General features: G+C 64.6%; 18 protein-coding genes. 6 read left to right on the top strand and 12 right to left on the bottom strand.

Annotated features, from left to right (window positions below; genetic code table 11):
* Positions 1 to 57: 57 nt before the first annotated feature.
* The 6 genes from HOP53_RS08420 to HOP53_RS08395 all read right to left on the bottom strand — a co-directional run bounded on the left by HOP53_RS08420 (position 58) and on the right by HOP53_RS08395 (position 7,262).
* Positions 58 to 948, bottom strand: coding sequence for an ABC transporter ATP-binding protein (locus HOP53_RS08420; protein ID WP_234269600.1), 891 nt, complete (start codon positions 946 to 948; stop codon positions 58 to 60).
* An 11-nt stretch (positions 949 to 959) separates the two neighbouring features.
* Positions 960 to 1,814, bottom strand: a complete 855-nt coding sequence (gene ntrB / locus HOP53_RS08415; protein ID WP_234269599.1) for a nitrate ABC transporter permease — start codon at positions 1,812 to 1,814, stop codon at positions 960 to 962.
* A 25-nt stretch (positions 1,815 to 1,839) separates the two neighbouring features.
* On the bottom strand, positions 1,840 to 3,141 hold the full coding sequence (locus HOP53_RS08410) for a CmpA/NrtA family ABC transporter substrate-binding protein (protein ID WP_234269598.1): 1,302 nt from the start codon (positions 3,139 to 3,141) through the stop codon (positions 1,840 to 1,842).
* A gap of 317 nt (positions 3,142 to 3,458) precedes the next feature.
* The gene (locus HOP53_RS08405; protein ID WP_234269597.1) at positions 3,459 to 4,751 is read right to left on the bottom strand and encodes a nitrate regulatory protein; all 1,293 of its coding nucleotides are present in this window, start codon (positions 4,749 to 4,751) and stop codon (positions 3,459 to 3,461) included.
* A 92-nt stretch (positions 4,752 to 4,843) separates the two neighbouring features.
* Entirely contained in the window at positions 4,844 to 6,196 is a 1,353-nt protein-coding gene (locus HOP53_RS08400) for a NarK family nitrate/nitrite MFS transporter (protein ID WP_234269596.1), read from the bottom strand.
* 340 nt (positions 6,197 to 6,536) lie between these two features.
* A complete protein-coding gene (locus HOP53_RS08395) occupies positions 6,537 to 7,262 on the bottom strand; it encodes a murein L,D-transpeptidase catalytic domain family protein (protein ID WP_234269595.1) in 726 nt (241 codons plus the stop codon).
* A 171-nt stretch (positions 7,263 to 7,433) separates the two neighbouring features.
* Here HOP53_RS08395 and HOP53_RS08390 point away from each other — a divergent pair, with 171 nt between their 5' ends.
* A complete protein-coding gene (locus HOP53_RS08390) occupies positions 7,434 to 9,092 on the top strand; it encodes a L,D-transpeptidase family protein (RefSeq protein ID WP_234269594.1) in 1,659 nt (552 codons plus the stop codon).
* A gap of 50 nt (positions 9,093 to 9,142) precedes the next feature.
* Here HOP53_RS08390 and HOP53_RS08385 read toward each other — a convergent pair whose 3' ends face one another.
* The 4 genes from HOP53_RS08385 to HOP53_RS08370 all read right to left on the bottom strand — a co-directional run bounded on the left by HOP53_RS08385 (position 9,143) and on the right by HOP53_RS08370 (position 14,512).
* Complete coding sequence (locus tag HOP53_RS08385) at positions 9,143 to 9,409, bottom strand: YjiS-like domain-containing protein (RefSeq protein WP_234269593.1); 267 nt, start codon at positions 9,407 to 9,409, stop codon at positions 9,143 to 9,145.
* A 313-nt stretch (positions 9,410 to 9,722) separates the two neighbouring features.
* Positions 9,723 to 11,582, bottom strand: a complete 1,860-nt coding sequence (locus tag HOP53_RS08380) for an ABC transporter ATP-binding protein (protein WP_234269592.1) — start codon at positions 11,580 to 11,582, stop codon at positions 9,723 to 9,725.
* 95 nt (positions 11,583 to 11,677) lie between these two features.
* Entirely contained in the window at positions 11,678 to 13,432 is a 1,755-nt protein-coding gene (locus tag HOP53_RS08375) for a peptidoglycan DD-metalloendopeptidase family protein (protein ID WP_234269591.1), read from the bottom strand.
* 231 nt (positions 13,433 to 13,663) lie between these two features.
* Positions 13,664 to 14,512, bottom strand: coding sequence for a pirin family protein (locus HOP53_RS08370; RefSeq protein WP_234269590.1), 849 nt, complete (start codon positions 14,510 to 14,512; stop codon positions 13,664 to 13,666).
* Positions 14,513 to 14,609: 97 nt separating this feature from the next.
* On the opposite strand from HOP53_RS08370, the gene HOP53_RS08365 reads away from it, so the two are divergent.
* Positions 14,610 to 15,509, top strand: a complete 900-nt coding sequence (locus HOP53_RS08365) for a LysR family transcriptional regulator (RefSeq protein WP_234269589.1) — start codon at positions 14,610 to 14,612, stop codon at positions 15,507 to 15,509.
* Positions 15,510 to 15,607: 98 nt separating this feature from the next.
* Positions 15,608 to 16,612 (top strand): glutathione S-transferase family protein, encoded by a 1,005-nt coding sequence (locus HOP53_RS08360; RefSeq protein ID WP_234269588.1) that lies wholly within the window; start codon positions 15,608 to 15,610, stop codon positions 16,610 to 16,612.
* Here the strand turns inward: HOP53_RS08360 and HOP53_RS08355 are convergent.
* Positions 16,609 to 17,058 (bottom strand): YaiI/YqxD family protein, encoded by a 450-nt coding sequence (locus HOP53_RS08355; RefSeq protein WP_234269587.1) that lies wholly within the window; start codon positions 17,056 to 17,058, stop codon positions 16,609 to 16,611. The two genes, HOP53_RS08360 and HOP53_RS08355, sit on opposite strands and share 4 nt — an antisense overlap.
* Positions 17,059 to 17,499: 441 nt before the next feature.
* Here HOP53_RS08355 and HOP53_RS08350 point away from each other — a divergent pair, with 441 nt between their 5' ends.
* From HOP53_RS08350 to HOP53_RS08340, 3 genes are all read left to right on the top strand, one after another.
* Positions 17,500 to 19,215 (top strand): DEAD/DEAH box helicase, encoded by a 1,716-nt coding sequence (locus HOP53_RS08350; protein ID WP_234269586.1) that lies wholly within the window; start codon positions 17,500 to 17,502, stop codon positions 19,213 to 19,215.
* 312 nt (positions 19,216 to 19,527) lie between these two features.
* Entirely contained in the window at positions 19,528 to 21,330 is a 1,803-nt protein-coding gene (locus HOP53_RS08345) for an IlvD/Edd family dehydratase (protein WP_234269585.1), read from the top strand.
* A gap of 1 nt (position 21,331) precedes the next feature.
* The gene (locus HOP53_RS08340) at positions 21,332 to 22,108 is read left to right on the top strand and encodes a FadR/GntR family transcriptional regulator (protein WP_234269584.1); all 777 of its coding nucleotides are present in this window, start codon (positions 21,332 to 21,334) and stop codon (positions 22,106 to 22,108) included.
* Positions 22,109 to 22,127: 19 nt separating this feature from the next.
* On the opposite strand, the gene HOP53_RS08335 is transcribed toward HOP53_RS08340, so the two are convergent.
* Positions 22,128 to 23,327, bottom strand: coding sequence for an ROK family transcriptional regulator (locus tag HOP53_RS08335; RefSeq protein WP_234269583.1), 1,200 nt, complete (start codon positions 23,325 to 23,327; stop codon positions 22,128 to 22,130).
* Positions 23,328 to 23,456 lie beyond the last annotated feature (129 nt).

Raw genomic sequence — 23,456 nt, 5'->3', positions numbered from 1 at the left:
CAGACAGACAAACGGGCCACCCTTGGGTGGCCCGTTGGCCTTGGGGCAGGGCGAGGCTCACGCCTTGGCTCTGGCCCTCTCCTTGGCTTTCTCCTTCTCGTCTTTCTGCTTCTCGCCTTTCTCCTTCTCGCCGACGGCGCCGCGCCGCTGGGCCAGGCTCTCCACCTTGCGCTGTTTCTCGTAGAGAAAGCGCAGCACCTCCTGGCGGTAGTGGTTGTAGCGCGGGTCGTCGGCCAGGGCGATACGGTCGCGGGGGCGTGGCAGCTCGATGTCGAGAATCTCGCCGATGCGCGCCGAAGGGCCGTTGGTCAGCATGACGATACGATCCGAGAGCAGCACCGCCTCGTCGACGTCGTGGGTGATCATGATCACGGTGTTGCCCAGCTCGTCCTGGATGCGCATCACCTCCTCCTGCAGGTGGGCGCGGGTCAGGGCGTCGAGCGCACCGAATGGCTCGTCGAGCAGCAGCACCTTGGGCTCCATGGCCAGCGCCCGGGCGATGCCCACGCGCTGCTTCATGCCGCCGGAGATCTCCGCCGGGCGCTTGTCTAGCGCATGCCCCATGCCGACCATCTCCAGGTTCTTGATGATCCACTCGTGGCGCTCGGCCTTGTTCTTGGTGCGCGCACAGGTCTTGTTCACCGCCAGGGCCACGTTCTCGTAGACGGTGAGCCAGGGCAGCAGCGAGTGGTTCTGGAACACCACGCTGCGGTCGGGCCCCGGTGAGTTGACCTCCTTGCCGTCGAGAATCACCGCCCCGGAGGTGGATTCGGTGAGCCCGGCGACGATGTTGAGCAGGGTCGACTTGCCGCAGCCGGAGTGCCCGATGATGGCGATGTACTCGCCGCGGTCCACGGTCAGATCGATGCCCTTGAGTACCTGGCTCTCCACGCCCTTGGCATGGAAGGTCATGTCGACGTTCTCGATACTCAGATAGCGGTTGCTCATGTTGTTGCTCCTCAGCCTTGGGCGGTGCCGCGGGTCACGCGATTGCCGATGAAGGCGACCATGCGGTCGAGGACGAAGCCGACGATGCCGACGTAGACCAGCGCCAGGATGATGTCGCTGATCATCGAAGCGTTCCAGGCATCCCAGATGAAGAAGCCGATGCCCACGCCGCCGATCAGCATTTCGGCGGCGACGATGGCCAGCCACGACAGGCCGACGCCGATGCGCAGTCCCGAGAAGATGTAGGGTGCGGCGGCAGGCAGCATGATGCGGGTGAAATACTCCAGGCCGTTGAGGCGCAGCACCCGGGCCACGTTTCGGTAGTCCTCGGGGATGTTACGAATGCCCACCGAAGTGTTGATGATGATCGGCCAGATGGCGGTGATGAAGATCACGAAGATCGCCGAGGGGGTGCTGTCCTGGAAGCCGGCCAGCGAGATCGGCAGCCAGGCCAGCGGCGGCACGGTGCGCAGCACCTGGAACACCGGGTCGAGGCCGCGCATGGCCCAGGTCGACTGCCCCACCAGCACGCCGAGGGCGATGCCTGCCACCACGGCCAGGGAGTAGCCGTAGGCCACCCGCTCGAGACTGGCCAGTATCTGCCAGGCCATGCCCACGTCGTTGCCGCCGTGGTTGTAGAACGGGTCTACGATCAGCTCCCAGGTATCGCGCAGCACCTGGGAGGGGGGCGGCAGCACGGCTCCGGGGGAGGAGCAGAGCAGCTCCCACAGAATGCCGAGCAGGGCAATGATCACCACCGGGGGCAGCACTCGCTGCACCAGCACTTGCTGAGCGGCGGCGAAGTCGGGAGTCCAGCGGAACGAGGCCGTCTTGGCCAGGGTATTGCTGCGTTGCATGCTACTCATGACGATGTCTCCTTCTCGTGCGAGATCAGGCGAGGCGCTTGATCTCGAGGCTGTCGAGATAGGCCTGGGGATCTTCGGGATCGAAGGTCTTGCCGTCGAAGAAGGTCTCCACCCCGCGCGAGGTGGAATCGGGAATGTCGGCGGAGTCGATGCCGAGCGCGGCGGCCGCTTCGCGCCACAGGTCCTCGCGGTTGACCTGCTCGATCAGTGCCTGGCTGTCGAAGTCCTGCGGCAGGTAGCCCCAGCGCTTGTTCTCGGTGAGGAACCACAGGTCATGGCTCTTGAAGGGGTAGGAAGCCTGGTGCTGCCAGTAGCGCATGCGCTGGGGGTGGTCTTCGATCACCAGACCGGTGCCGTAGTCGAAGTTGCCTTGAATACGGTCGATCAGATCGGCGTAGGGGGCGTGGATCCAGCGACGGCGCGAGCAGATCTGGGCCATCTCCTCGTGATTGGCCGGGTCTTCGCACCACATCTGCGCTTCCATGATTGCCATCAGCAGCGCCCGGGTGGCGTTGGGATTGGCCTCGACGTAGTCGCTGCGCATGGCGAACGCCTTCTCGGGGTGGTCGTTCCACAGCTCGCCGGTGGTGTTGGCGGTGTAGCCGATGCCCTGATTGATCAGCTGCTGATTCCACGGCTCGCAGACACAGAAGGTCTCCATGCTGCCGACGCGCATGTTGGCCACCATCTGGGCAGGTGGTACCACGATGGTCGAGATGTCGCGGTTGGGGTCGAGGCCGCCGGCGGCCATCCAGTAGCGAATCCACATGTCGTGGGTGCCGCCGGGGAAGGTCATGGCGGCATTGACCGCATCGCCCCCGGCACGCTTGGCGGCGATGGCCTCGGCAAACTCGCCGGTGTCGAGCCGTACCTTGAGGTCGGCGTGTTCGCTGCCCACCGAGATGCACTGGCCGTTGAGGTTGAGTCGCGCCAGGATGCTCATCGGTACCGGCACGTTGTTGGGCGTCATGGCGCCGCTGGCGATGAGGTAGGGCATCGGCGTGAGGATATGGGCGCCGTCGATGCCGTTGCGCTGGGAGCCCAGCACCAGGTTGTCGCGAGTGGTGCCCCAGGAAGACTGCTTGAGTACCTCGACGTCGGTCATGCCGTGGGCGGCGAAGAAGCCCTTTTCCACTCCGACGAACAGCGGTGCAGCGTCGGTCAGGGCGATGAAGCCCAGCTTGGCCGAGGTGGTTTCCGGCCGTCCGCTGGCCACGGCCCAGCCGCCAGGAAGGCTGCCGAGCAGGGCGGCACCGCCCACGACGCTGGCGGTCTGCTGAAGAAAACGGCGGCGGTCGAGGGCAGGTCCTTTATTGCTCTTGTTCATGGGTATGGCTCCCAATAAGAAGTGTCTGGCCAAATAAAGACGGCGCCTGCCCCGGTTCGCATGACGATGTCACGGGAACCTGGGCAGACGCCGTTGTCTGGTCCTGGTGCTGCATGGAAGCGCTGAACCGTCGTTGACTCAGCGGACGATTAGACTTTGCAGCTTGGGTGCCATTGCGCCTTGTTATCGATTTACTTAGTTTAAAATCAATTTGTTAAAAATTTATCTATGATGCCTGTCAAGGGATGCGCTCAACTGGCAGGCGCCGCGACGGTGCGCTCGGGTTGTGCGATGCACCATTGCCGCCTGTGCCATTTTCAGGACTCGATTCCCGTTTCCGCCGCTGGTTGAAGGATGTCGGCCAGCCCCAGTACGGTCTGGGCGATCTCGGCCATGCTCTTGCTCTGGTCCATGGCCATCTTGCGCAGGAAGGCGTAGGCCTGCTCCTCGCTCATCTTCTGGTGGGACATGATCAGGCCCTTGGCCCGCTCGATCAGCTTGCGCTCACGCAGCGCCCGGCGCGTGTCCTCCAGCTCGTCGCTCAGGGCCTGCAGACGCCCGGCCTGGGCGCGCATCAGCTCCACCAGCGAGCGATTGAGCGAGGAGCCCACCACCCGGGCGGTCACCTCGCCCAACTCCTGGCTGGCGCTGCCGTCGAGCAACTCAACCAGCTGCTGACACACGCTCGGCAAGCCATCGTTCAGCTGCTGGCTCAGCTCATCCCGATGGGTCAGGCTACGCCGCGCATCCAGGGTTCGCGTCAGGCACAGGCTGGTCAGCTCGCCGATCATGAAGGTCTCGACCCGCTGCATGGCATCGATGCGCCAGGTGGTCAGTTCGTACCAGGTCTCGCCCAGGGTGCAGGCGTTCTCCGGCAGCGCAACGTCGCCGCAGGCCATCTCCCGCAGCTGCTGAATGCCGGCCAGCGTGCGGCCGGGCATCTCCAGTTGCCACTGTTCGCGTACTGCCTCGCTGGTGAACTCGAGACAGGTGTCGAAGCAGCGCTGCTGGGCGTCGATCAGGTGCAGCAGCAGCTGACGATGCGCGTCGTCGAAGCTGCCGGCAGTGAACCCGGCGGCACCGCAGGCGCGCTCCTGGCCGGCCAGCTCCTTGCCCTGCATCAGATGAAAGACGGCGACCAGCGCCAGGGTGATGTCGGGGTCGCCGGCGGTATCGGCGGCTTCGAACACCACCGAAAGCAGGGCGCTGATGAGCTGATTGTACGATTGGGTTGCCGCATCGGGGCCGGTGCCGAGTGCGGCGATATCGCGGCGCAGTGCGTCCAGACCTTCGAGGGCGTGCCAGACGAAGGCGACCCGCTTGAGCAGCCTGGCGGTGGTGGCGGGGCGACCGGCGGTCTCGCCCAGTGCCTCCAGGCGGGAGCGCAGGGCACGCTCGGTGGCCTGGCACTCGTCGATGCGCTCCTGACGATGCTCGGCGAAGCGCTGGCCGCCGGAGGCCAGATAGACGTTCGACGCGCCACGTTCCTTCTGCAGCGCGTGGATGAAACGACTGACGTCGCCGACGATGTCGCAGGCGGCGGTAAGATGCTCGAGATCGTCGATTTCGCAGCGCTTGGCTGCCAGCAGCAGTCGTTCGGCCGGTGTCATGGCTCACCTCATTCATACGCAACAGCCGCCACCCCGAGGGCGGCGGCCAGTTTGGGCAAGCGATGCGGCAGCGGGTGCCGCGGTGCTTGCGATCAGCGCAGCGACAGCGCGCCGGCGCCGGTATCCTCGCCCACCGCCTCGCGATAGGCCTCGGCTTCCTCGGCTTCCGTTTCGTCGCTGAAGCGCACCAGCAGGGCGCAGGAGGCCAGCACCAGCACGATCAGGCCGAGGTAGAACAGGCCCTGCTGATAGGTGATGGCTTCGCTACGGAAGAGGAAGGCGGCGGCCACCGCGCCCACGTTGCCACCGGCCCCGACGATGCCGGCCACTGCGCCCAGGGCCTTCTTGTTGATGAAGGGCACCACGCCGTAGGTGGCACCTTCGGCCATCTGCACGAACAAGCTGAACACCAGCATGATGCCGATGGCATACGACAGCACGTGCATCTGCGAGAAGGCCACCAGGGCGATGCCCTCGCAGATCAGGGCGATGAACAGCCAGCGCACGCGACCCTTGAGGCCGCCGTTGCGGGCGAACAGGTCGGAGAACACGCCGCCCAGGGTGCGGGCGAAGACGTTCATCAGCCCGAACAGGCCGGCGATCATGCCGGCGGTGGCCAGCGTCAGGTCGAAGTGATCGAAGAAGTAGATGGCGGCGATGTTGTTGATGGTCAGTTCGACGCCGAAGCAGATGGCATAGACCACGAACAGCGCCCACACGCGGATATCCTTGGCGGCGGACATGAAGCTCTTGCCGGCACTGTTCTCACCGGTGGCGGGGGGCAGCTCGCCGCGTGCGCGTAGCTCGTCGAAGTTGCCGTTGGGAGCGTCCTGGGTGAACAGCCAGTAGCCGATGCCGGTGACGAACATCACCACGCCCGGTACCACCATGGCCAGACGCCAGCCCAGCGTCTCGCTGACGCCCAGCATCAGCAGCCCGGAGAAGATCAGCGGCATGACGATCTGAGTGGTGCCGCCGCCCAGGTTGCCCCAGCCGGCGCTGGTGGCGTTGGCCGTGCCTACCACGTTGGGGGCGAACATCATGGTGGTGTGGTACTGGGTGATGACGAACGAGGCACCGATGGCGCCGATGGCCAGGCGCGCCAGCAGGAAGGTCTCGAAGCTGTTGGCGAGGCCGATGCTCATCACTGGAATGGAGCCCAACAACAGCAGTCCGGTGTAGGTCTTGCGCGGCCCGATGCGATCGCACAGCACGCCGATCAGCAGCCTCACGATCACGGTGATCAGGACCGAGGCGATGATGGTGTTGCCGATCTGGGTTTGGGTCAGGTTCAGGTCTTCGCGCACCACCGCCATCAGCGGGGCGATGCCGAACCAGCCGAAGAAGCAGATGTGAAAGGCGAACCAGGAGAAGTGGAAGGCACGCATCTGTGGTGTGCGCAGGCTCAAGAGACGAATTCGGTTCGCCTTGTTGAGAATTTCCATGGGCTATGACCTCGTACGGATTGTCGATACAAGAGTTCGCCCTTCTCCGTTGAAGGTCAGGTCTGACGCACTCGTGCTTCCTGGAAGCCTGGTCCACGCCTACCCGGCAATTTGATTCATATCAAGCAATCCATTTGCCATATTGCCTTGTTGTTCATGTAAAACATCGGGTTATGGTTTGATGAATGGATCGGGGGTCGGACGACCCTGAAGAGAATGGCAAGAGAGCAGCCGCTGAGTGGTCACAGGGTGGCAACAATGGTGCAGTGCCGCACGAAAATGCCCTCTGCTGGTGCCAAGGGGCAGAGGGCGAGATCGGTCGGCAGGTATTCCGCGTGGATCAGTACATGGCCAACTGGGTGGCCTCACGCTCGCAGCTGAGGAACGCGGAATTCTCCAGCCATTCGGGATCGGGGTAATAGGCGAACAGGTAGTGGTCTTCCTTGATACTGTCGATCAGCGGATAGGTCACTTCCTGGCGTACCGCCGGGCAGCCGTGGCTGCGCCCCAGTCGGCCGGTCTGGCGGATGAAGGCCTCGCTGACGTAATCGGCGCCGTGGATCACGATGGCACGCTGATAGGCCAGGTCGTTGACGCCTGGCTCCAGCCCCTCGAGACGCAGGGAGTAGCCGTTGCGTCCGTAGTAGCTGTTCATGGTGCGAAACAGGCCGAGGCTCGACTGATAGCTCTCGGGGGTGTTGGAAAACACCGTGGCCTCGGCATCGCCCGAGCCGCGGCCGTGAGAGACCAGCTCCTCGAACATCAGGCGCTCCTGGGCCAGGTCGAAGACCCACAGGCGCGGCTCGACGGAGGGGCGGGAGAAGTCGATGACGGCCAGGCGCTCGGCGTCGGGCTGGGCACAGGCCAGGGCCTGGGCGGCGAGCTGAAGCACATGCGGGTCGGCGCCGGGAGCCAGCTCGGTCAGAGTCTGGCCGAGCGGAACGTAAGTGGAATACGAAAGCCCCGCCTGGCTCAGGAAGTTGCCGGCGTGGGCGGTGGGCAGGGTGACCAGCAGAGAGGCGGCCAGGGTCGAGAGCGGTAGTCGCAGAGTCGGTAGAAAGCGCATCGGCGTGCCTATGGCGTTGCAACACCGCAGCGGCGGCGCCGCATGCGGGGTAAATATGAAGTAACGTGAATCATGCACGTGCCCGGCTGGCTTGCAGCCACTAGCCAGGCACTATTATGAAGTGAGACGCCAGGAAGGCCAGGCCAGCCATCAACGGAGCAGGGGGGATCGATGCGCTTTATTACAAGGATGGGAGTGCTGGTGATGCTGCTTGTCGCCATGACGGGAGTCTCGGCGGAGGAGCGGACGCGCCAGTCGAGCGTTGACGATACCAATGGCAGGCCGGGCCTGACGCGTGCGCTGGCCGATGAGAGCAGCTTGCTGCAGGCGTTCTATGGCCAGCGCGACCATCGGCCGGCCTGGCAGGATGAGGAAACGGTCGCCGGGCTCGTTTCAACGCTGCGCGCCCTCGAGGAGGATGGCTTGACCCCCGAGGACTACCGTCCCGACGATATCGAGGCGGAATACCGCAGCGTGCGCGACGAGGACGCAGTCAGCGAACGGCAAATCCGCTACGAGCTGTTTGCCAGCCGCATGTTGTTCACGGCGCTCGAGCATCTGCAGCGGGGCAAGGTCGACCCCAAGGCGCTGAGCGCGGATTGGGAGGTGCCGGTGGAGGCGCCCGACCTGGATCTGGCCGCGATATCGGATGCCATCGACCAGCAGCGGTTCGAGCGCATTCTGGAGGAGGCGCGACCGCCTTACACACCCTATCAGCGGCTGCGGGAAGGGTTGGCTCGCTATCGCGACATCGAACGGCAGGGCGGTTGGGAGCGGTTGCCGGAACGCGATGGTGCGCTGCGTGTGGGAGATGTCGATGACGACGTGGTGCGCCTGCGTGAGCGTCTGGCCGTGGCGAGCATGCTCGAGAGTGGGACGACCGGCGATGGGGGTGAAGGCAACAGGGTGACAGACAACGGTGCCGCTTCCGGACAAGCGCGGGAAGCCGCCGATCCGCGGCGCTTCGACAGCGACCTGGAAGCCGCAGTGCGCCGTTTTCAGCGGCGCCATCTGCTGGAACCCGATGGTATCGTCGGGCGCCAGACCCGGGCAGCCCTCAACGTCCCGGTGGAGCGCAGGATCGACCAGATCAGACTCAACATGGAGCGTGCCCGCTGGTTGCTGCACGGCCTGCCCGAGGCTTTCGTGCTGGTCGACATCGCCGGCTACGAGCTCAGTTATTATCGGCCCGACGGTGAGATCTGGCGCTCGCGTATCGTGGTGGGACAGCCCTATCGGCGTACGCCCTCACTGCGTTCCGAGATCACTCACATGACCGTCAATCCCACCTGGACGATTCCGCCCACCATTTTGCGCCAGGACGTGCTGCCGGCTGTGCGCCGCGATCTGGGCTATCTATGGCGTGAGCGCATCCAGGTGCTCAGTCCATCCGGACAGCCGCTCGACCCCTGGCGAGTCGACTGGGACAATCCTGGCAACATCGTGCTGCGCCAGGCACCGGGGCCGCAGAATGCCTTGGGGCTGCTCGCGATCCGCTTTCCCAACGATCATATGGTCTATCTCCACGACACCCCGGCACAGGGGATATTCTCGCGCTATCAGCGCGCCTTCAGCTCCGGCTGCATTCGCGTCGAGAATATTCGTGAACTGGCACGGCTGCTGTTCGACGATACCGACAGCGATCAGGACATCGACGCGCGCATCGACAGCGGAGAAACCCGCAACGTCTCGCTCGCCAACCGCATGCCGGTCATCCTGCACTACTGGACCGTCAATCCGGACGACGACGGCGCGCTGTCGTTCCGCCCCGACATCTACGAGCGTGACGACGAGCTGCTGCGTGCTTTGGATCGCCCGCTGGCCCTGTGAGCCAGCGGGAGTGAATAATGCCCCGGCCACGTCCTGTGGCCGGGGCATGGCTAAGCCAGGCGCGCTCCGCAGCGCGGACAGATCTCGCGCCGGCTTTCGCGCGCAGCGGTGGCAGCGCCGGAAGTCGCTACGACGTCACTCATGGCGGCGGCGATACGCTCCGGATGGAGCGGTACCAGCTTGCCGCGCTCCCAGCGCAGGCCGATGTCCTTGAGCATGCGGGGGTCGCAGTCGCGCAGCGAAGCATCGCGACGGCGATTGGCGTAGTGGGCGCCTACGGCGCGCAGCAGACGACGGGTAGTACGAAGCAGTGCCATGATCTCGGTCTCCTTGAGGGAGGCCGGGAACTTGTGCGCGGTAGACGGGGAAAGGTGCTATCCAGGCTCGGCCGCGACAAGTGCCGCGGCCAGCGTCCTTCAGGTGTCGTCGTTTTGACGGCCGGCCCACGGCAGCAGCAAACGGGTACGCATCGCGTTATGAAATACGCGATGTTGCCGATTTGCCTTGTTGCCCGGAATTAGCCAGCGCATGAGGGACGTTTCTCGATGGGTGATGAACGATGGTTTGTGCCGCATCGACGATGCGACGCTTTTCTTATAGCCAATCGCTCAACAAGGGTCAACGAATGATCTAGCGGTAGCCTTCCGCCTGCAGCCGGAAAAGCCTGGCATAGCGGCCGTTCTGCGCCATCAGGCTGGCGTGGTCGCCGCGCTCGATGACCTTGCCGTCGTCGATCACCAGGATCTGATCGGCGGCACGCACGGTGGAGAAACGGTGCGAGATGAGAATGGTCATCTTGTCGCGGCGATGCTCGCGGAAATCGGCGTAGACGGCCGCTTCGGCGGCGGCGTCCATGGCCGCGGTGGGTTCGTCGAGCACCAGGATGTCGGCGCTTTCCCGCATGTAGGCCCGGGCCAGGGCGATCTTCTGCCACTGGCCGCCGGAGAGTTCCTGGCCGCCCTTGAACCAGCGGCCGAGCTGGGTGTGATAACCGCCGGGCATGTTGCGAATGAACTCGTCGGCCAGGCCGCGCTCGGCCGCCTCCTGCCAGCGCGCTTCGTCGCCGAACGCCTCGACGTCGCCGGCGCCGAGGTTCTCGCCCACCTTGAGCTGGTAGCGCACGAAGTCCTGAAAGATCACGCCGATGCGCCGGCGCAGAGTCGCCACGTCCCACTCACGCAGCTCGCTGCCGTCGAGCAGGATGCGACCTGCGCTGGGCTCATAGAGGCGTGTGAGCAGCTTGATCAGCGTGGTCTTGCCGGAGCCGTTGGCGCCCACCAGGGCCAGGCTTTGCCCTGGTGCGAGATGCAGCGTGATGTCCTGCAGCGCCGGCCGCTCGGCGCCAGGGTAGGTGAAGCCCACCCGCTCGAAACGAATACCGTCACCGGGGTGGGCTCCCTGGGTGAGGCGGCCGGGCTCGGGTGTAACCGGCTGCTCCAGATACTCGTAGAGATTCGACAGGTAGAGGTTGTCCTCGTACATGCCGCTGATCGAGGTGAGGCTGGCCGACAGTGCCGCCTGCCCCTGCTTGAACACCATCAGGTACATGGTCATTTCGCCCAGGGTCAGCGCGCCCGAGATCGTTTCCGCCACCACCCAGGCATAAGCGCCATAGAAGGCCAGCGTGCCGAGCAGGCCGAGCAGGAAGCCCCAGCTCTCGCGACGGATGGTCAGTCGGCGGTCTTCGCCGTAGAGCGTCTCGAAGATGCGGCGATAGCGCTCCAGCAGCAGCGGCTCCAGCCCGAACAGCTTGACCTCCTTGATGCTGTCCTCCCGGGCCAGCACGGTTTCCAGGTACATCTGCATGCGGGTCTGGGGTGAACGCCAGCGGAACAGGCGGAAGGCGTCGCCGGAGAACTTGGCCTCGGAGACGAACACCGGCAGGGCGCCGATCACCAGGATCAGGATGGCCCAGGGCGAGAACTGCACCAGCAGCACGCCGAAGCTGACCAGCGAGATGGCATTCTGCAACAGCGAGAAGGTCTTGTTGACCAGCCCCAGGGGGCGGATCGAAGCCTCACGACGCGCCCGGGTGAGCTTGTCGTAGAACTCGGAGTCCTCGAACTGGGCAAGCGACAGAGTGCCTGCCTTCTCCAGGATCATGACGTTGACCTTCTGGCCCAGCAGTGCCCGCAGCAGCGACTGCTGAGCCGCCAAGCCTCGCTGGGCCAGGGCAATGGCGGCGATGACCCCAGCTTCCGCCAGCACGTAGCGCAGCACCGGCCAGGCGCTCTCGAAGGTGAGCGCGGCACCGGTCTCGCGGTGATAGGCCATGGCCTCGACCACGGCATCGACGATCAGCTGGCCGATCCAGGCCGCCACCGCAGGCAGCACACCGGCGACCAGAGTGCACACCGCCAGGCCCAGGGTAAGAGGGCGGGAGGTTTGCCATACCAGGGCCAGCGCGCGACGACTGTAGCGGAACACGCCGAAGAAGGCGGTCAGGCGATTGCCACTGGCTGGCGGCGGGGCTGGGATGGCGCGGCGCATGGGTTAGCTGGAGACGGCCTGGGAGTGGTGCTCAACAAACGACGCCCTGCGCTTGGGCAGGGCGTCGTTTGGCGTGCATCGGCGAGGACACCGGATCAATCGTCGTCGCTCTCGGCGCTGGCGCTGGCCTGTGCCACTGCCGGCCCGGTCTGGCCGGAGCGCAGCGTGGCCAGCAGCGGCTCGGCCTGGCGCTGGAAGGCCATCAGGCGTTCGCCTTCCAGGCTCTTGCTCTCTGGCAGATCGACCTTCATGGCATCGACGGCGTTGTTGTTGACGATCACTTCATAGTGCAGGTGGGGGCCGGTGCTGCGACCGGTATTGCCCGACAGCGCGATGCGCTCGCCCATGGAAACGCGGTCGCCGCGGCTCACGATGGCGCGCGACAGGTGGAGGTAGCGGGTACGATAACCGTTGTCGTGACGCACTACGATGTAGCGACCTGCTACCGGGTGGTTACCCACCTTTTCCACGCGGCCGTCGGCCGGGGCAATGATTGGCGTGCCGATGGGCATGGCCCAGTCGGTGCCGCGGTGCGGGCTGACCCGGCCGGTGACCGGATGAGTGCGGCGCGGATTGAACCCCGAGCTCATGCGATAGCTGCCCTCGAAGGGGTAGCGGGCGAAGGCCGGGTCGAGGCTCTGGCCATCCGGGGTATAGAAGTTGTTGTCGTCGCCGTTTCGCACCAGCGTCAGGTCCATGCGCGCCCCGGTGTACTGTATAGCCAGCACGCGGGAGTCGAAGCTGCTGCCGTCGATGATGTCGGACTCGACCAGTACCTTGAACTCATCGCCGCGGCGGGTGTCGCGGCGGAAATCGAGCTTCTTCTCCAGCAGCCGTGTGACCTGGGCCACTTCGGTACTGGAGAGACCGGTGGACTGAGCGGAGCGGGCAAAGCTGCCACTCACGCTACCGGCGAACAGACGCTGCGTGGCCTCGCCGGCCCGCTCGATGGTGGCAACGTCGAAACCGTCTTCGTCGCGCTCGAGCAGGAAGCCTTCACGGGCATTGCGCATCACGCGCAAGGCGATCAGACGGTCCTGCTCGTCGAGCTGATATTCGAAGGTGTTGCCGACCCGCCAGTTGGTCAGCAGGCGCTTGTCCGGCAGGCTGTCCAGCAGGCGCATGGCCTCGCTGTAGCCCATGCCAAGTTCGTTCTGGGCCAGCACGGCGAAGGTATCGCCCTGCTCTACGGTATAGGTGCGCCACTCCGGCACGAAGGGTTCGGCGGCAGCAATCTCATGATCGAAGAGGATCGGGCCGTCCTCGAACAGCGCTAGCTCTTCGTCAGGAAAGTCTTCGTAGGAGGTGGCGTCGCCGAAGGAGGTGCTATCCGCTGCGGCCAGTGCTTCGTCATCGGTATGGATGTCGTCGAGCATGCCGTTGGCCAGGGTGCCGATCACCATCGCCATGTGCAGCGCGCCTGGATCGAGTTCCGTTGTCAGTTCGATAGCGCCGTCAGCAGGCGTGGTGGCGGTATCGAGCTCGGCAGCGGCTCTGACGGGAGTGGGCTGCGGGGTCTGTTCTGCCTGGGCCACAGCAACCCCGGAGAGGTCGATGATCTCGGTCGGCTTGAGCTGGGAGAGCGGAATGTAGTCTCGGGTGGCATCGATGGCCTGAGTGGCGATCTCGATGGCGTCGGCGACGGAGTAGCGGTCACTGCTGAGTGCGGGAAGGCCCGGTTGAGCCTCGGGCGACAGGGGGAACAGCACGGTTTCGGGAACCTGGCCCTGACGCTGGGAATTCTCTACGACGGTAACGATTTTTTGTGCGCCCAGCACGGTCACCATGGTGGCAACGGGTAGCAGCAGCAACTTATGCGTGCGGGGCAGCGAATGAAGGATTCGCAACATTGGTATCGGCCATAAAAAAAGATGACAAGAATATAAAAAGGCATGGGAACCTTAACCCATGATATATGGCCTGCCTAGACTGTACGCACATACAGCAAGGTGCGCCCCGGAGCCTCTGTAACGAGATTCCGGGCCGTCAAGCATTGTCGAACACTGTTCAACAATGTTCATTGAACGTGAAGAAAAGAAGGAAGACAACCCCTTTTCGGTAACTTTTACTGAACCGCCTGTTCAGTCGGTGAAGGTGCCGTTGCGGTAATCGCGCAGGGCCTGTTCGATCTCTTGGGCGCTGTTCATCACGAACGGGCCGTAATGCGCGATCGGCTCGCGGTGTGGCGTGCCCGCCAGCAGCAGGCACTGGGCGCCCGTCGGGCTGGCAAGCACCAGCGACTCCCCGGGGCTTAATCTGGCCAGCTGGCCTGCGGCCACACTCTCCCCCTCGATCTGCAGAGCGCCTTCGAAAACATAGACGGCCAGCGTCTCGCTCGGCGCCGTAAGCGTGAGTTGCCCATCGGCCTCGAGTCGGACATGGGCCACACCGCCACTTCCCGCGAGCGCGTCCAGGGGGCCTGACACGCTCTCGCCTTCCGGTGTCGACCAACTGCCACCGAGAGCAATCAGCTCTGCCTTCTCATTCTTCAGACGCGGCATTTCGTCGCTACGTACGTCGCGATAGCGCGCCGCACTCATCTTCTCCCGGGCGGGCAGGTTCAACCACATCTGGAAGCCATGCAAACCCTGGCTGTCGGTGAGCGGCATCTCCGAGTGCACGATACCGCGCCCGGTGTGCATCCACTGGGCATCACCGGCCTGAATGGTGCTGCTGTGTCCCAGGTGATCCTCATGGGTGATGCCGCCATGCACGATGTAGGTCAGCGTCTGAATGCCGCGGTGCGGGTGCGGTGGGAAGCCGCCGATGTAGTCGTCGGGGCGGTCGGAGCCGAGCTCGTCGAGCATCAGAAATGGATCGAGCTCGCCGTCGAAGCAGTGGATACGCTGGATATGGACGCCGTCGCCATCCTGACTGGGGTGGCTTCGGAACAGACGCTCGATGCGCCGGGAGCTGGGGCTGGTGGCCATGGCTGCGATCTCCATTGAGGATATGACTGGTATTTTAGGCCGTTTTTTTCGAAAATTAATCGCAATGTTTTGCTCTTTTCATTCGAGGAATTCGAATATGTCTCGCGTCACCCTGGCTCAGTGGCAGATGCTTGCCGCGGTCGTCGATCACGGCGGCTTCGCTCGCGCCGCCGAGGCGGTTCACAAGAGTCCTTCCACGCTCAATCATGCCGTACACAAGCTGGAGCAGCAGCTTGGCGTCAAGGTGCTGGAACCCGTAGGACGACAGGTACGGCTGACCGATGCGGGAGAGCTGCTGCTGCGCCGGGCGCGTCAACTGATCGAGAGTGCCGAGGCGCTGGAGGACGTGGCCGGCCGGCTCTCAGAAGGCCTCGAGGCCGAAGTGGTGCTGTCGATCGATCAGATCTTCCCCAACGATGCGCTGGCGGTGGCGCTGAGTCGCTTCTCTGCCGCTTACCCCTATGTCCGCGTGCAGCTCCACGAAACGGTGCTCAACGGCGGCATCGAGATGCTCTATGACGGCCGCGCCGATATCGCCATATCGGGTCTGGCAGCCCAGGGGTTTCTCGGCGAGCCACTGGTCACCATCCGTTTCGTCGCGGTGGCGCATCATGGGCATGAACTGCATGGGCTCGAGCGGCAGCTCGATCTGCGCGACCTGCAGCGGCATCGTCAGATGGTGGTGCGCGACTCGGCGCTGCGCCAGTCGATGGATGCCGGTTGGCTCAAGGCCGAGCAGCGCTGGACGGTGAGCCATCTCGAAACCTCCATCGACATGGTGCGGCGCGGACTGGGCTTTGCCTGGCTGCCCGAAACCCGTATCTACGACGACTTGGAGAGCGGGGTGCTGCGGCCGCTGCCGCTGGCGGCCGGTGGGGTCCGCGAGGTGCCCATGCAGCTGATCTTTCGCGACCGGGACCGGGCCGGCCCCGCCACCCTGGCCATGGCGCAGGCACTCAAGGAAGCCGTGGCAAGTGAATGTGCGGACCGTATTTGACCGTTCGGAATTTTCGTTGCATGGAACGCAAAAACTGCGCTTGAGCGTGGGGCTGAGCAGTTTACTCTGGCTAGCAAATCTTGATTGCGGAGAATGATATGGGCCTGCTGATCGACGGCAAGTGGCACGACCAGTGGTACGACACCAAGAAGCACGGTGGCGAGTTCGTGCGTGAATCCGCCAAGCTGCGCGACTGGGTCACGCGTGACGGCAGCGCCGGTCCCGAAGGTCAGCGTGCCGTGCCGGCCGAGGCGGGGCGCTTTCACCTCTATGTCTCGCTGGCCTGCCCTTGGGCGCATCGCACCCTGATCATGCGCAAGCTCAAGGGGCTGGACGACCTGATCGGGGTGTCCTGGGTCAGCCCGTTGATGCTCGATCAAGGCTGGACCTATCACGAGAACGAAGGCGCCAGCGGCGATCCGGTCAACGGCGTCGAGTATCACCGCGAACTCTACACGCTGACCGATTCCCGCTACACCGGACGGGTCACGGTGCCGGTGCTGTGGGACAAGCACGAGGGACGCATCGTCAATAACGAGTCGGCCGAGCTGCTGCGAATGTTGAACGATGCCTTCGATGACCTGACCGGCAATCGCTTCGACTTCTATCCTCCCGACCTGCGCGAGACCATCGATGCGATCAACGATGACGTCTACGACCACATCAACAACGGGGTCTACAAGTCGGGCTTCGCCACTGAACAGGCGGTCTACGAGAAGCATGTCACGGCGCTGTTCGAGGCGCTGGAACGGGTCGAGAGACGGCTGACCGAGCACCGCTACCTGGCCGGGGAGTGGCTCACCGAGGCTGACATCCGCCTATTCACCACCCTGGTGCGTTTCGATGCGGTCTATTATGGCCACTTCAAGTGCAACTTCCGCCGTATCGAGGACTACCCCAGCCTCTCGAACTACTTGCGTGAGCTGTATCAGTGGCCGGGGGTGGCCGAGACGGTGAGCCTGGATCACATCAAACGCCACTACTATTACAGCCACGACACTATCAATCCGACCCGTATCGTGCCCAAGGGGCCGCTGCTCGACCTCGACCGGCCCCATGATCGGGAGCGGCTGCCGGGGCAGGGCATTCGCGAGAAGGGTTAACGGTTCTTGGCCAGCCAGCGGTCCAGGGCATTGGCGAACTCGCGCCGGTCGGTGTCCGAATAGCCTTTCGGCCCGCCGGTGTGTTCGCCGCTGGAGCGCATCGTCTCCATGAAATCGCGCAGCTGTACCTTGGCGCGAATGTTGTTCTTGTCGAGCATCTCGCCGCGAGTGGTCATCACCGCGGCACCCTTGTCGATGGCCTCCATGGCCAGCGGCAGGTCGGAGCTGATCAGCAGATCTCCGGCGGCGAGACGTGCCACGATCTCGTTGTCGGCGGCGTCGAAACCATGGCTCACCGACAGCGGCTTGACCCACTTCGAGGGCGGCAGCGGGATCGAGTGGTTGGCCACGAACCAGGTGGGTGTGGTGGTGCGCTCGGCGGCGCGAACGATGATCTCGCGCGCGACCTTGGGGCAGGCGTCGGCATCGACCCAGAGCGTGGGCATTCGGCAGGGCTCCTCGAAGGCAAAAGAAGGTTGAGTGTAAGCGCAGCGTTGAAAGTACTGGTCAGGAAACCAGTCTTGATGTTAGCATGCGCGCTCCTCGCATGTGTTGACCCCGCCATCATGACGATTCGCTCCGAGCGCCACGCGTTCGAGAGGCAATCACCGAGACCGACAGCAACTGCTGCAACGTCCGAGATGTGAAGATGGAGCGCTACAGGATGCCGCCAATCGGGCGACATCGGCGCAAAAAGGTCGCCACAGCGGTTCCCGCCTATTGGCGCGAACCGGATGCCAGGTGCGACCGGCATCCCACGATAACGTGATCCGTTCTGTCCAGGCCCTATCGGCCAGTGAAGACAGAGCCACCGACCTGCCAAGAGCGGCGTCGGGGATGCCTCAATGTGATTTGCCGGCGAGTGCCGGCCTACCAAGGTGTGATTGATGACCTCGACTTCTGTCGCCTCGCCGAGCTTCGGCGATCTTGCTCTGCTGCCTGCCGTTCTCGCCGCTGTCGAAACACTGGGTTACGAAACTCCTTCACCGATTCAAACACAGACCATTCCGGCGCTGCTGGAAGGGCGTGACATGCTGGGCCAGGCACAGACCGGCACCGGCAAGACCGCAGCCTTCGCGCTGCCTCTGCTGTCGCGGCTCGAGCTGACTCGCCGCGAGCCCCAGGTGCTGGTACTGGCTCCGACCCGTGAGCTGGCCCAGCAGGTGGCCGTCTCCTTCACCAAGTACGGCCAGAACCTGCAGGGTCTGGAAGTGGCCACCCTGTGCGGCGGTCAGGAATATCGGGAACAGCTGGGCGCGCTGAAGCGCGGCGCCCAGGTGGTCGTGGGTACGCCGGGCCGGGTGATCGATCACCTCGACCGCGGCAGCCTCAAGCTCGACGGCCTCTCCGCCCTGGTGCTGGACGAAGCCGACGAGATGCTGCGCATGGGCTTCATCGACGACGTCAAGCGCGTTGTCGCCGATACCCCCAAGGAAGCCCAGCGCGTGTTCTTCTCCGCCACCCTGCCGGCCGAGATCGAGCGCATCGTCAATCGCTACCTGGTCGATCCGGTCAAGGTCGCCATCGAGTCGCGTACCACGACGGGCGAGAACATCGAACAGCGCTTGGTGCGGGTCGACGGCGGGGCCAAGCTGGAAGCGCTGGCACGCATCCTCGAGGTCGAGCCGGTGGATGCCGCCATCGTATTCGTGCGCACCCGTGCCGCCTGTACCACGTTGATGGAGCAGCTTTCCGCTCGCGGCGTCAACGTGGCCAGCCTCTCCGGTGACCTGGACCAAAGCCTGCGTGAGCGCACCATCCAGCGCCTCAAGCGCGGCAAGGTCGACGTGCTGATCGCCACCGACGTGGCCGCCCGTGGCCTCGACGTGCCGCGCATCACCCACGTCTTCAACTATGACCTGCCCCAGGACAGCGAAGCCTATACCCACCGTATCGGCCGAACCGGCCGGGCGGGGCGTACCGGCATCTCGATCACCTTCGTCGGCTTCCGTGAAGGCCGCAAGGTGGGCTGGATCGAGCAAGCCACCGGCCAGCGCATGACCGAGATGGCGCTGCCCGACGAAGCGGCCATTCGCGCCCATCGTGACGAGGTGTTCCATCAGCGTATCATCGGCACGCTGACTGCCGGTGCCGACGAGCAGCGTGCTCTGGTCGAGCGTCTGGTGGCGGAAGGCCATGACCCGGTCGAGTTGGCCTGTGCCTTTGCCGCCCTGGCACGTGCCGACGAGGCGCCCATCGGCCGCCTGCAGGCGCCGCGCAAGGAGCGTGTCGAGCGTGGCGGCGAGCGTGCCCCGCGTGACGGCAAGGCCCCGCGTCGCGACCGTACTCCGAGTGAAGGCATGACCCGCTATCGCGTTGCCGTCGGCCACAAGGATGGCGTCAAGCCGGGCCAACTGGTCGGCGCGCTGGCCAACGAGGGTGGCATCGAAGGTTCGCGGATCGGCCGTATCGACATCCGTAACGCCTTCTCGGTGGTGGAACTGCCGAGCTCGCTGCCGCCCAGCATCCTGGCCAAGATGGCCCGTGCCCGCGTCGCCGGTCGTGCGCTGGAGATCAGCGAAGACAGCGGTGCCCCCGAGCGTGCCCCGCGCCGCCGCCGTGAAGACGGCGATGCGCCGGTGCGTCGTCGCACCAGCGCTTGATCGCACCCTCGGCCGCTACGGCGGCTGAGGCGAACGACACCCAGGCCGGGTACCGGCCTGGGTTTTTTTATGCTCGGGGAAGCGAGCACGGCCATGGTGTGCATGGCGTCGCCGGTTGCTCAGAGCGGTTTCAACCGTTGTGGCGAGGGATTTGTTCAACATATGCTTTTGTATGTGTCGACTAGTCGGGAGAAGGCGGCTAACGTTGGTTCCATGTCTCTCGATTCACGAGTTTGTGGCCGACGAGGGGTGTAACTTCGACTTTCTGGTGGGCTGCATCGGCGTCGTTAATCCAGCAATGGAGCGGAGAATATGGCAACGAATAATAAGATCGGCCCCGAGCAGCTGCGCTCGCGCTGGTGGTTCGACAACCCCGAATCGCCCGGTACCACGGCGCTGTGCATCGAGCGCTACATGAACTACGGCCTCACCCTGGAGGAGCTCGCCGGCGGCAAGCCGATCATCGGCATCTGCCAGTCAGGCTCCGACCTGACGCCGTGCAACCGCCACCACATCGAGCTGGTCAAGCGAGTCAAGGAGGGCATTCGTGCGGCCGGAGGGGTGCCGTTCGAGTTCCCGCTGCACCCGATCCACGAGAACGCGCGGCGGCCCACCGCCGCGCTGGATCGCAACCTGGCCTACCTGGGGTTGGTCGAGGTGCTGCACGGCTACCCGCTCGACGGGGTGGTGCTCACCACCGGCTGCGACAAGACCACCCCGGCGAGCCTGATGGCCGCCGCCACGGTCAACATTCCCGCCATCGTGCTCTCCGGGGGGCCGATGCTCAACGGCTGGCGCGGTCCCGATCGGGTCGGCTCCGGTACCATCATCTGGGAGCTGCGCAAGCGGCTCGCGGCGGGCGATATCGACTACGCCGAGTTCCTCGCCCGGGCCACCGACTCGGCGCCCTCGGTGGGGCACTGCAACACCATGGGTACTGCCTCGACCATGAATTCCATGGCCGAGGCGCTGGGCATGAGCCTGCCCGGCTCTGCGATGATTCCGGCGCCCTACAAGGAGCGCGCCATGGTGGCCTACGACACCGGAGCACGCATCGTCGATATGGTGTGGCAGGATCTGCGCCCCAGCGACATTCTCACCCGCCAGGCGTTCGAGAACGCCATCGTGGTGTGCTCGGCGCTGGGCGGCTCCTCCAACGCGCCGATCCATATCAACGCCATTGCCCGTCACTCGGGCATCGAGCTGACCAACGACGACTGGCAGGCGCTGGGCCATGCGATTCCGCTGCTAGCCAACGTGATGCCCGCCGGGGCCTATCTCTCCGAGGAGTTCTACCGCGCCGGCGGTGTACCGGCGGTGGTCAACGAGCTACTCGGTGCCGGCAAGCTGCATGGTGAGGCGCTCACCGTCAACGGCCGCACGCTGGCCGATAACGTAGCAGGCTGCGAGACCCGCGACCCCGAGGTGATCCGCCGCTACGACAATCCGCTGGTCGAGCAGGCCGGCTTCCTCAACCTCAAGGGCAACCTCTTCGATTCGGCGCTGATGAAGACCAGCGTGATCTCCGCGGACTTCCGCGCGCGCTTCCTATCCAATCCCGACGACCCCAACGCCTTCGAGGGCAAGGTGGTGGTGTTCGACGGCTCGGAGGACTACCACGCGCGCATCGACGACCCGGCCCTCGACATCGACGAGCGCACCATCCTGGTGATGCGCGGGGCGGGTCCGGTGGGCCATCCCGGCGGCGCCGAGGTAGTCAATATGCAGCCCCCCGAAGCGCTGATCAAACGCGGCATCGAATCGCTGCCGTGCCTGGGCGACGGGCGTCAGTCGGGCACCTCCGGCTCGCCCTCGATCCTGAATGCTGCACCCGAGGCGGCTACTGGCGGCGGCCTGGCGCTGCTCGAGGATGGCGATTACCTGCGCGTCGATCTGAATCGCGGTGAAGTGCGGCTGCTAATTGAAGACGCCGAGATCGAGGCGCGCCGCGAGCGACTGGCGCAGCAGGGCGGCTATCGCTATCCCGGCCACCAGACGCCGTGGCAGGAGATCCAGCGCACCTTGGTCGAACCGCTCGACCGCGGCATGACGCTGGAGGGGGCCACCAAGTACCGTGACGTGGCGCGCCAGAGCCCCCCGCGGGACAATCACTGACATGGTGGCCAAGCCAGCGACGCGACTCAGCATTGCAGAGCACCTCGCCGAGGCGATCTTTTCCGGGCGCTATCAGCCCGGCGAGCTCGTGCCTCGCGAGCTGGATCTCTGCGAGCGCTTTGCCATCAACCGTTCGGCGGTGCGCAGTGACCTGCGCCAACTGGTCGATGTCGGCATCATTGAGCGTATCTCCGGCCACGGCTCCAAGGTGCGTGAGTATAGCGAGTGGCACATCCTCGACCCCCAGGTCACCGACTGGATGGCCCGCTACGCAGCGCCCAACCCACAGATTCAACGCGAAATCCTGACCTTTCGGCTGGATGTCGAACCCTATGTGGCGATGACCGCCGCCCGACGCGCCAAGGCCCGCGACCTGGTCGCCATCGAAGAGGCTTTCGAAGGGTTGGGTCAGAACCTGCGTAGCGCCAGCTGTGCCGAGGAGCGACGCCTGCACAGCGAGTGCGATGTGGCCTTTCACGTGGCGATCTTCAAGGCCACCCACAACATCGTCTGGGCCCAGCTGTCGCATATCCTGCGCCCCTCCATCCATCTGCTGGTGTCGATGTCCAACGAGAGTGCCAGCGACCCGGAAGAGAGCCTCGAGCGCCACCGCCAGTTGATGGAGAGCATTCGTATGCGACGCCCGCGCGAGGCATTTCTGGCTGCCCAGGCGGTGCTCGCCGGCACCGCCGATGCGCTGGGACTGGAGCCTGGCGCTGGGTCGCTGGGTGGATCTGCCCTGGTCGAGGCAAAAAGCCAGGTGGATTTGGAGGGCTGACCAATCAGCGAAGGCAGAATCAGATCAGGTCGTTGGAGCCATGTATGAGGCTGGCAAGCACCTGAGCGGCAGCGCCACGGGCAGCGATGAAGGTGGAGTCCTGGATGACCCGCAGCGGCACCTGTTGGGTGGTGCCGAGCAAACGGCTCTGATTGGACTTGAAGAAGTCGAGGGCGGGAGCGAGTAGAGGGTCGCCCAGTTGGGTCAGAGAGCCGCCGAGCACGATCTCGGCGGGGTTCTGTGTATGGTGCAGGTTAAGGAGCAGCACCCCCAGTGCCTCACCGGCCCTGCGCAGGGCGACCTGGACCTCGGGTTCTTCCAGGCGAGGCAGCAGGGTGGCGATGAGGTCCTCTTCCTCGGCGATGCTCAGCGCAGCGCGAATCGTCCAGCCGCTGACCAGGGTTTCGGCGCAGCCACGGTTGCCGCAATGGCAGTAGAGCCCACCGGGTTGCAGGATGGTGTGGCCGATCTCGCCGGCCAGCCCCTGCACGCCGCGGGTTAGCAGGGGTGGATGGCTGCCCACGACCATGCCGCTGCCGATCCCCGTGCCGGCGCTGACATAGATCAGCGACTCGGGAACGTGTCCGGTGCGGAAGTAGTGCTCACCGAAGGCCGCCGCTTTGGCCTCGTTGTCCATCAGCCAGACACCCTCGAGCTGTGGGAGATGGGGGCGCAGCAGTTCGAGGAAGCGTATGTCCCGCCAACCCAGGTTGGGTGCCAGGCGCAGCACGGGCTTGTCGGGGGCGATGGGGCCGGGTAGTGCGACGCCGAGCCCCAGGCAAAGACGGTCCTTGACCCTGACTTCGCTCATCAGTCGACGTAGCAGCTCTCCAAGCAGTTCGGCAGTGACCTCGGGGGTGGTAGGGACAAGGTGCTCGTGGTGCGAGGCAAGTACGTGGCCTGCCAACGTACAGGCCACCAGGCGCAGGCCATGTACACCTACCTCGGCGCCGAATAGAACATGACGCTCTTCGTTGAGATGCAGGGCGCGACCTGGGCGACCGCCGCTGCTTTTTTGTAGCTCCCCTTCGCGTAGCCAGCCTTGCTCCAGTAGCGATTGAATGCAGACGCCCACGGTGGCCTTGGTCAACTGCGCTTCGGTAGCGATGTCGGCACGGGTAAGGCCGGGGCTACGGCGTACCAGCTCGAGAATGGCGCTGCGATTGAGCCGCTTGAGAAAGTGGAGATCGCCCGCCTTGTGTTGGTTGCTGGTTGGCATGGAGTTGGGTCCCGCAGTCGGCGTATCTCTAGCGCCGCAGATAAAGGAAAGCCGAGTGTGACGCTTCGCGCATCGATGATGCCACTCAATGGTGAGGCACGCGAGGGCTCCCGGGGGAGGCACGAATGC

The organism is Billgrantia ethanolica, from assembly GCF_021404305.1.
Classification (GTDB): domain Bacteria; phylum Pseudomonadota; class Gammaproteobacteria; order Pseudomonadales; family Halomonadaceae; genus Halomonas; species Halomonas ethanolica.
The sequence above is the reverse complement of the archived record's forward strand: the minus strand, read 5'-3'. Positions and strand labels throughout refer to the sequence as shown.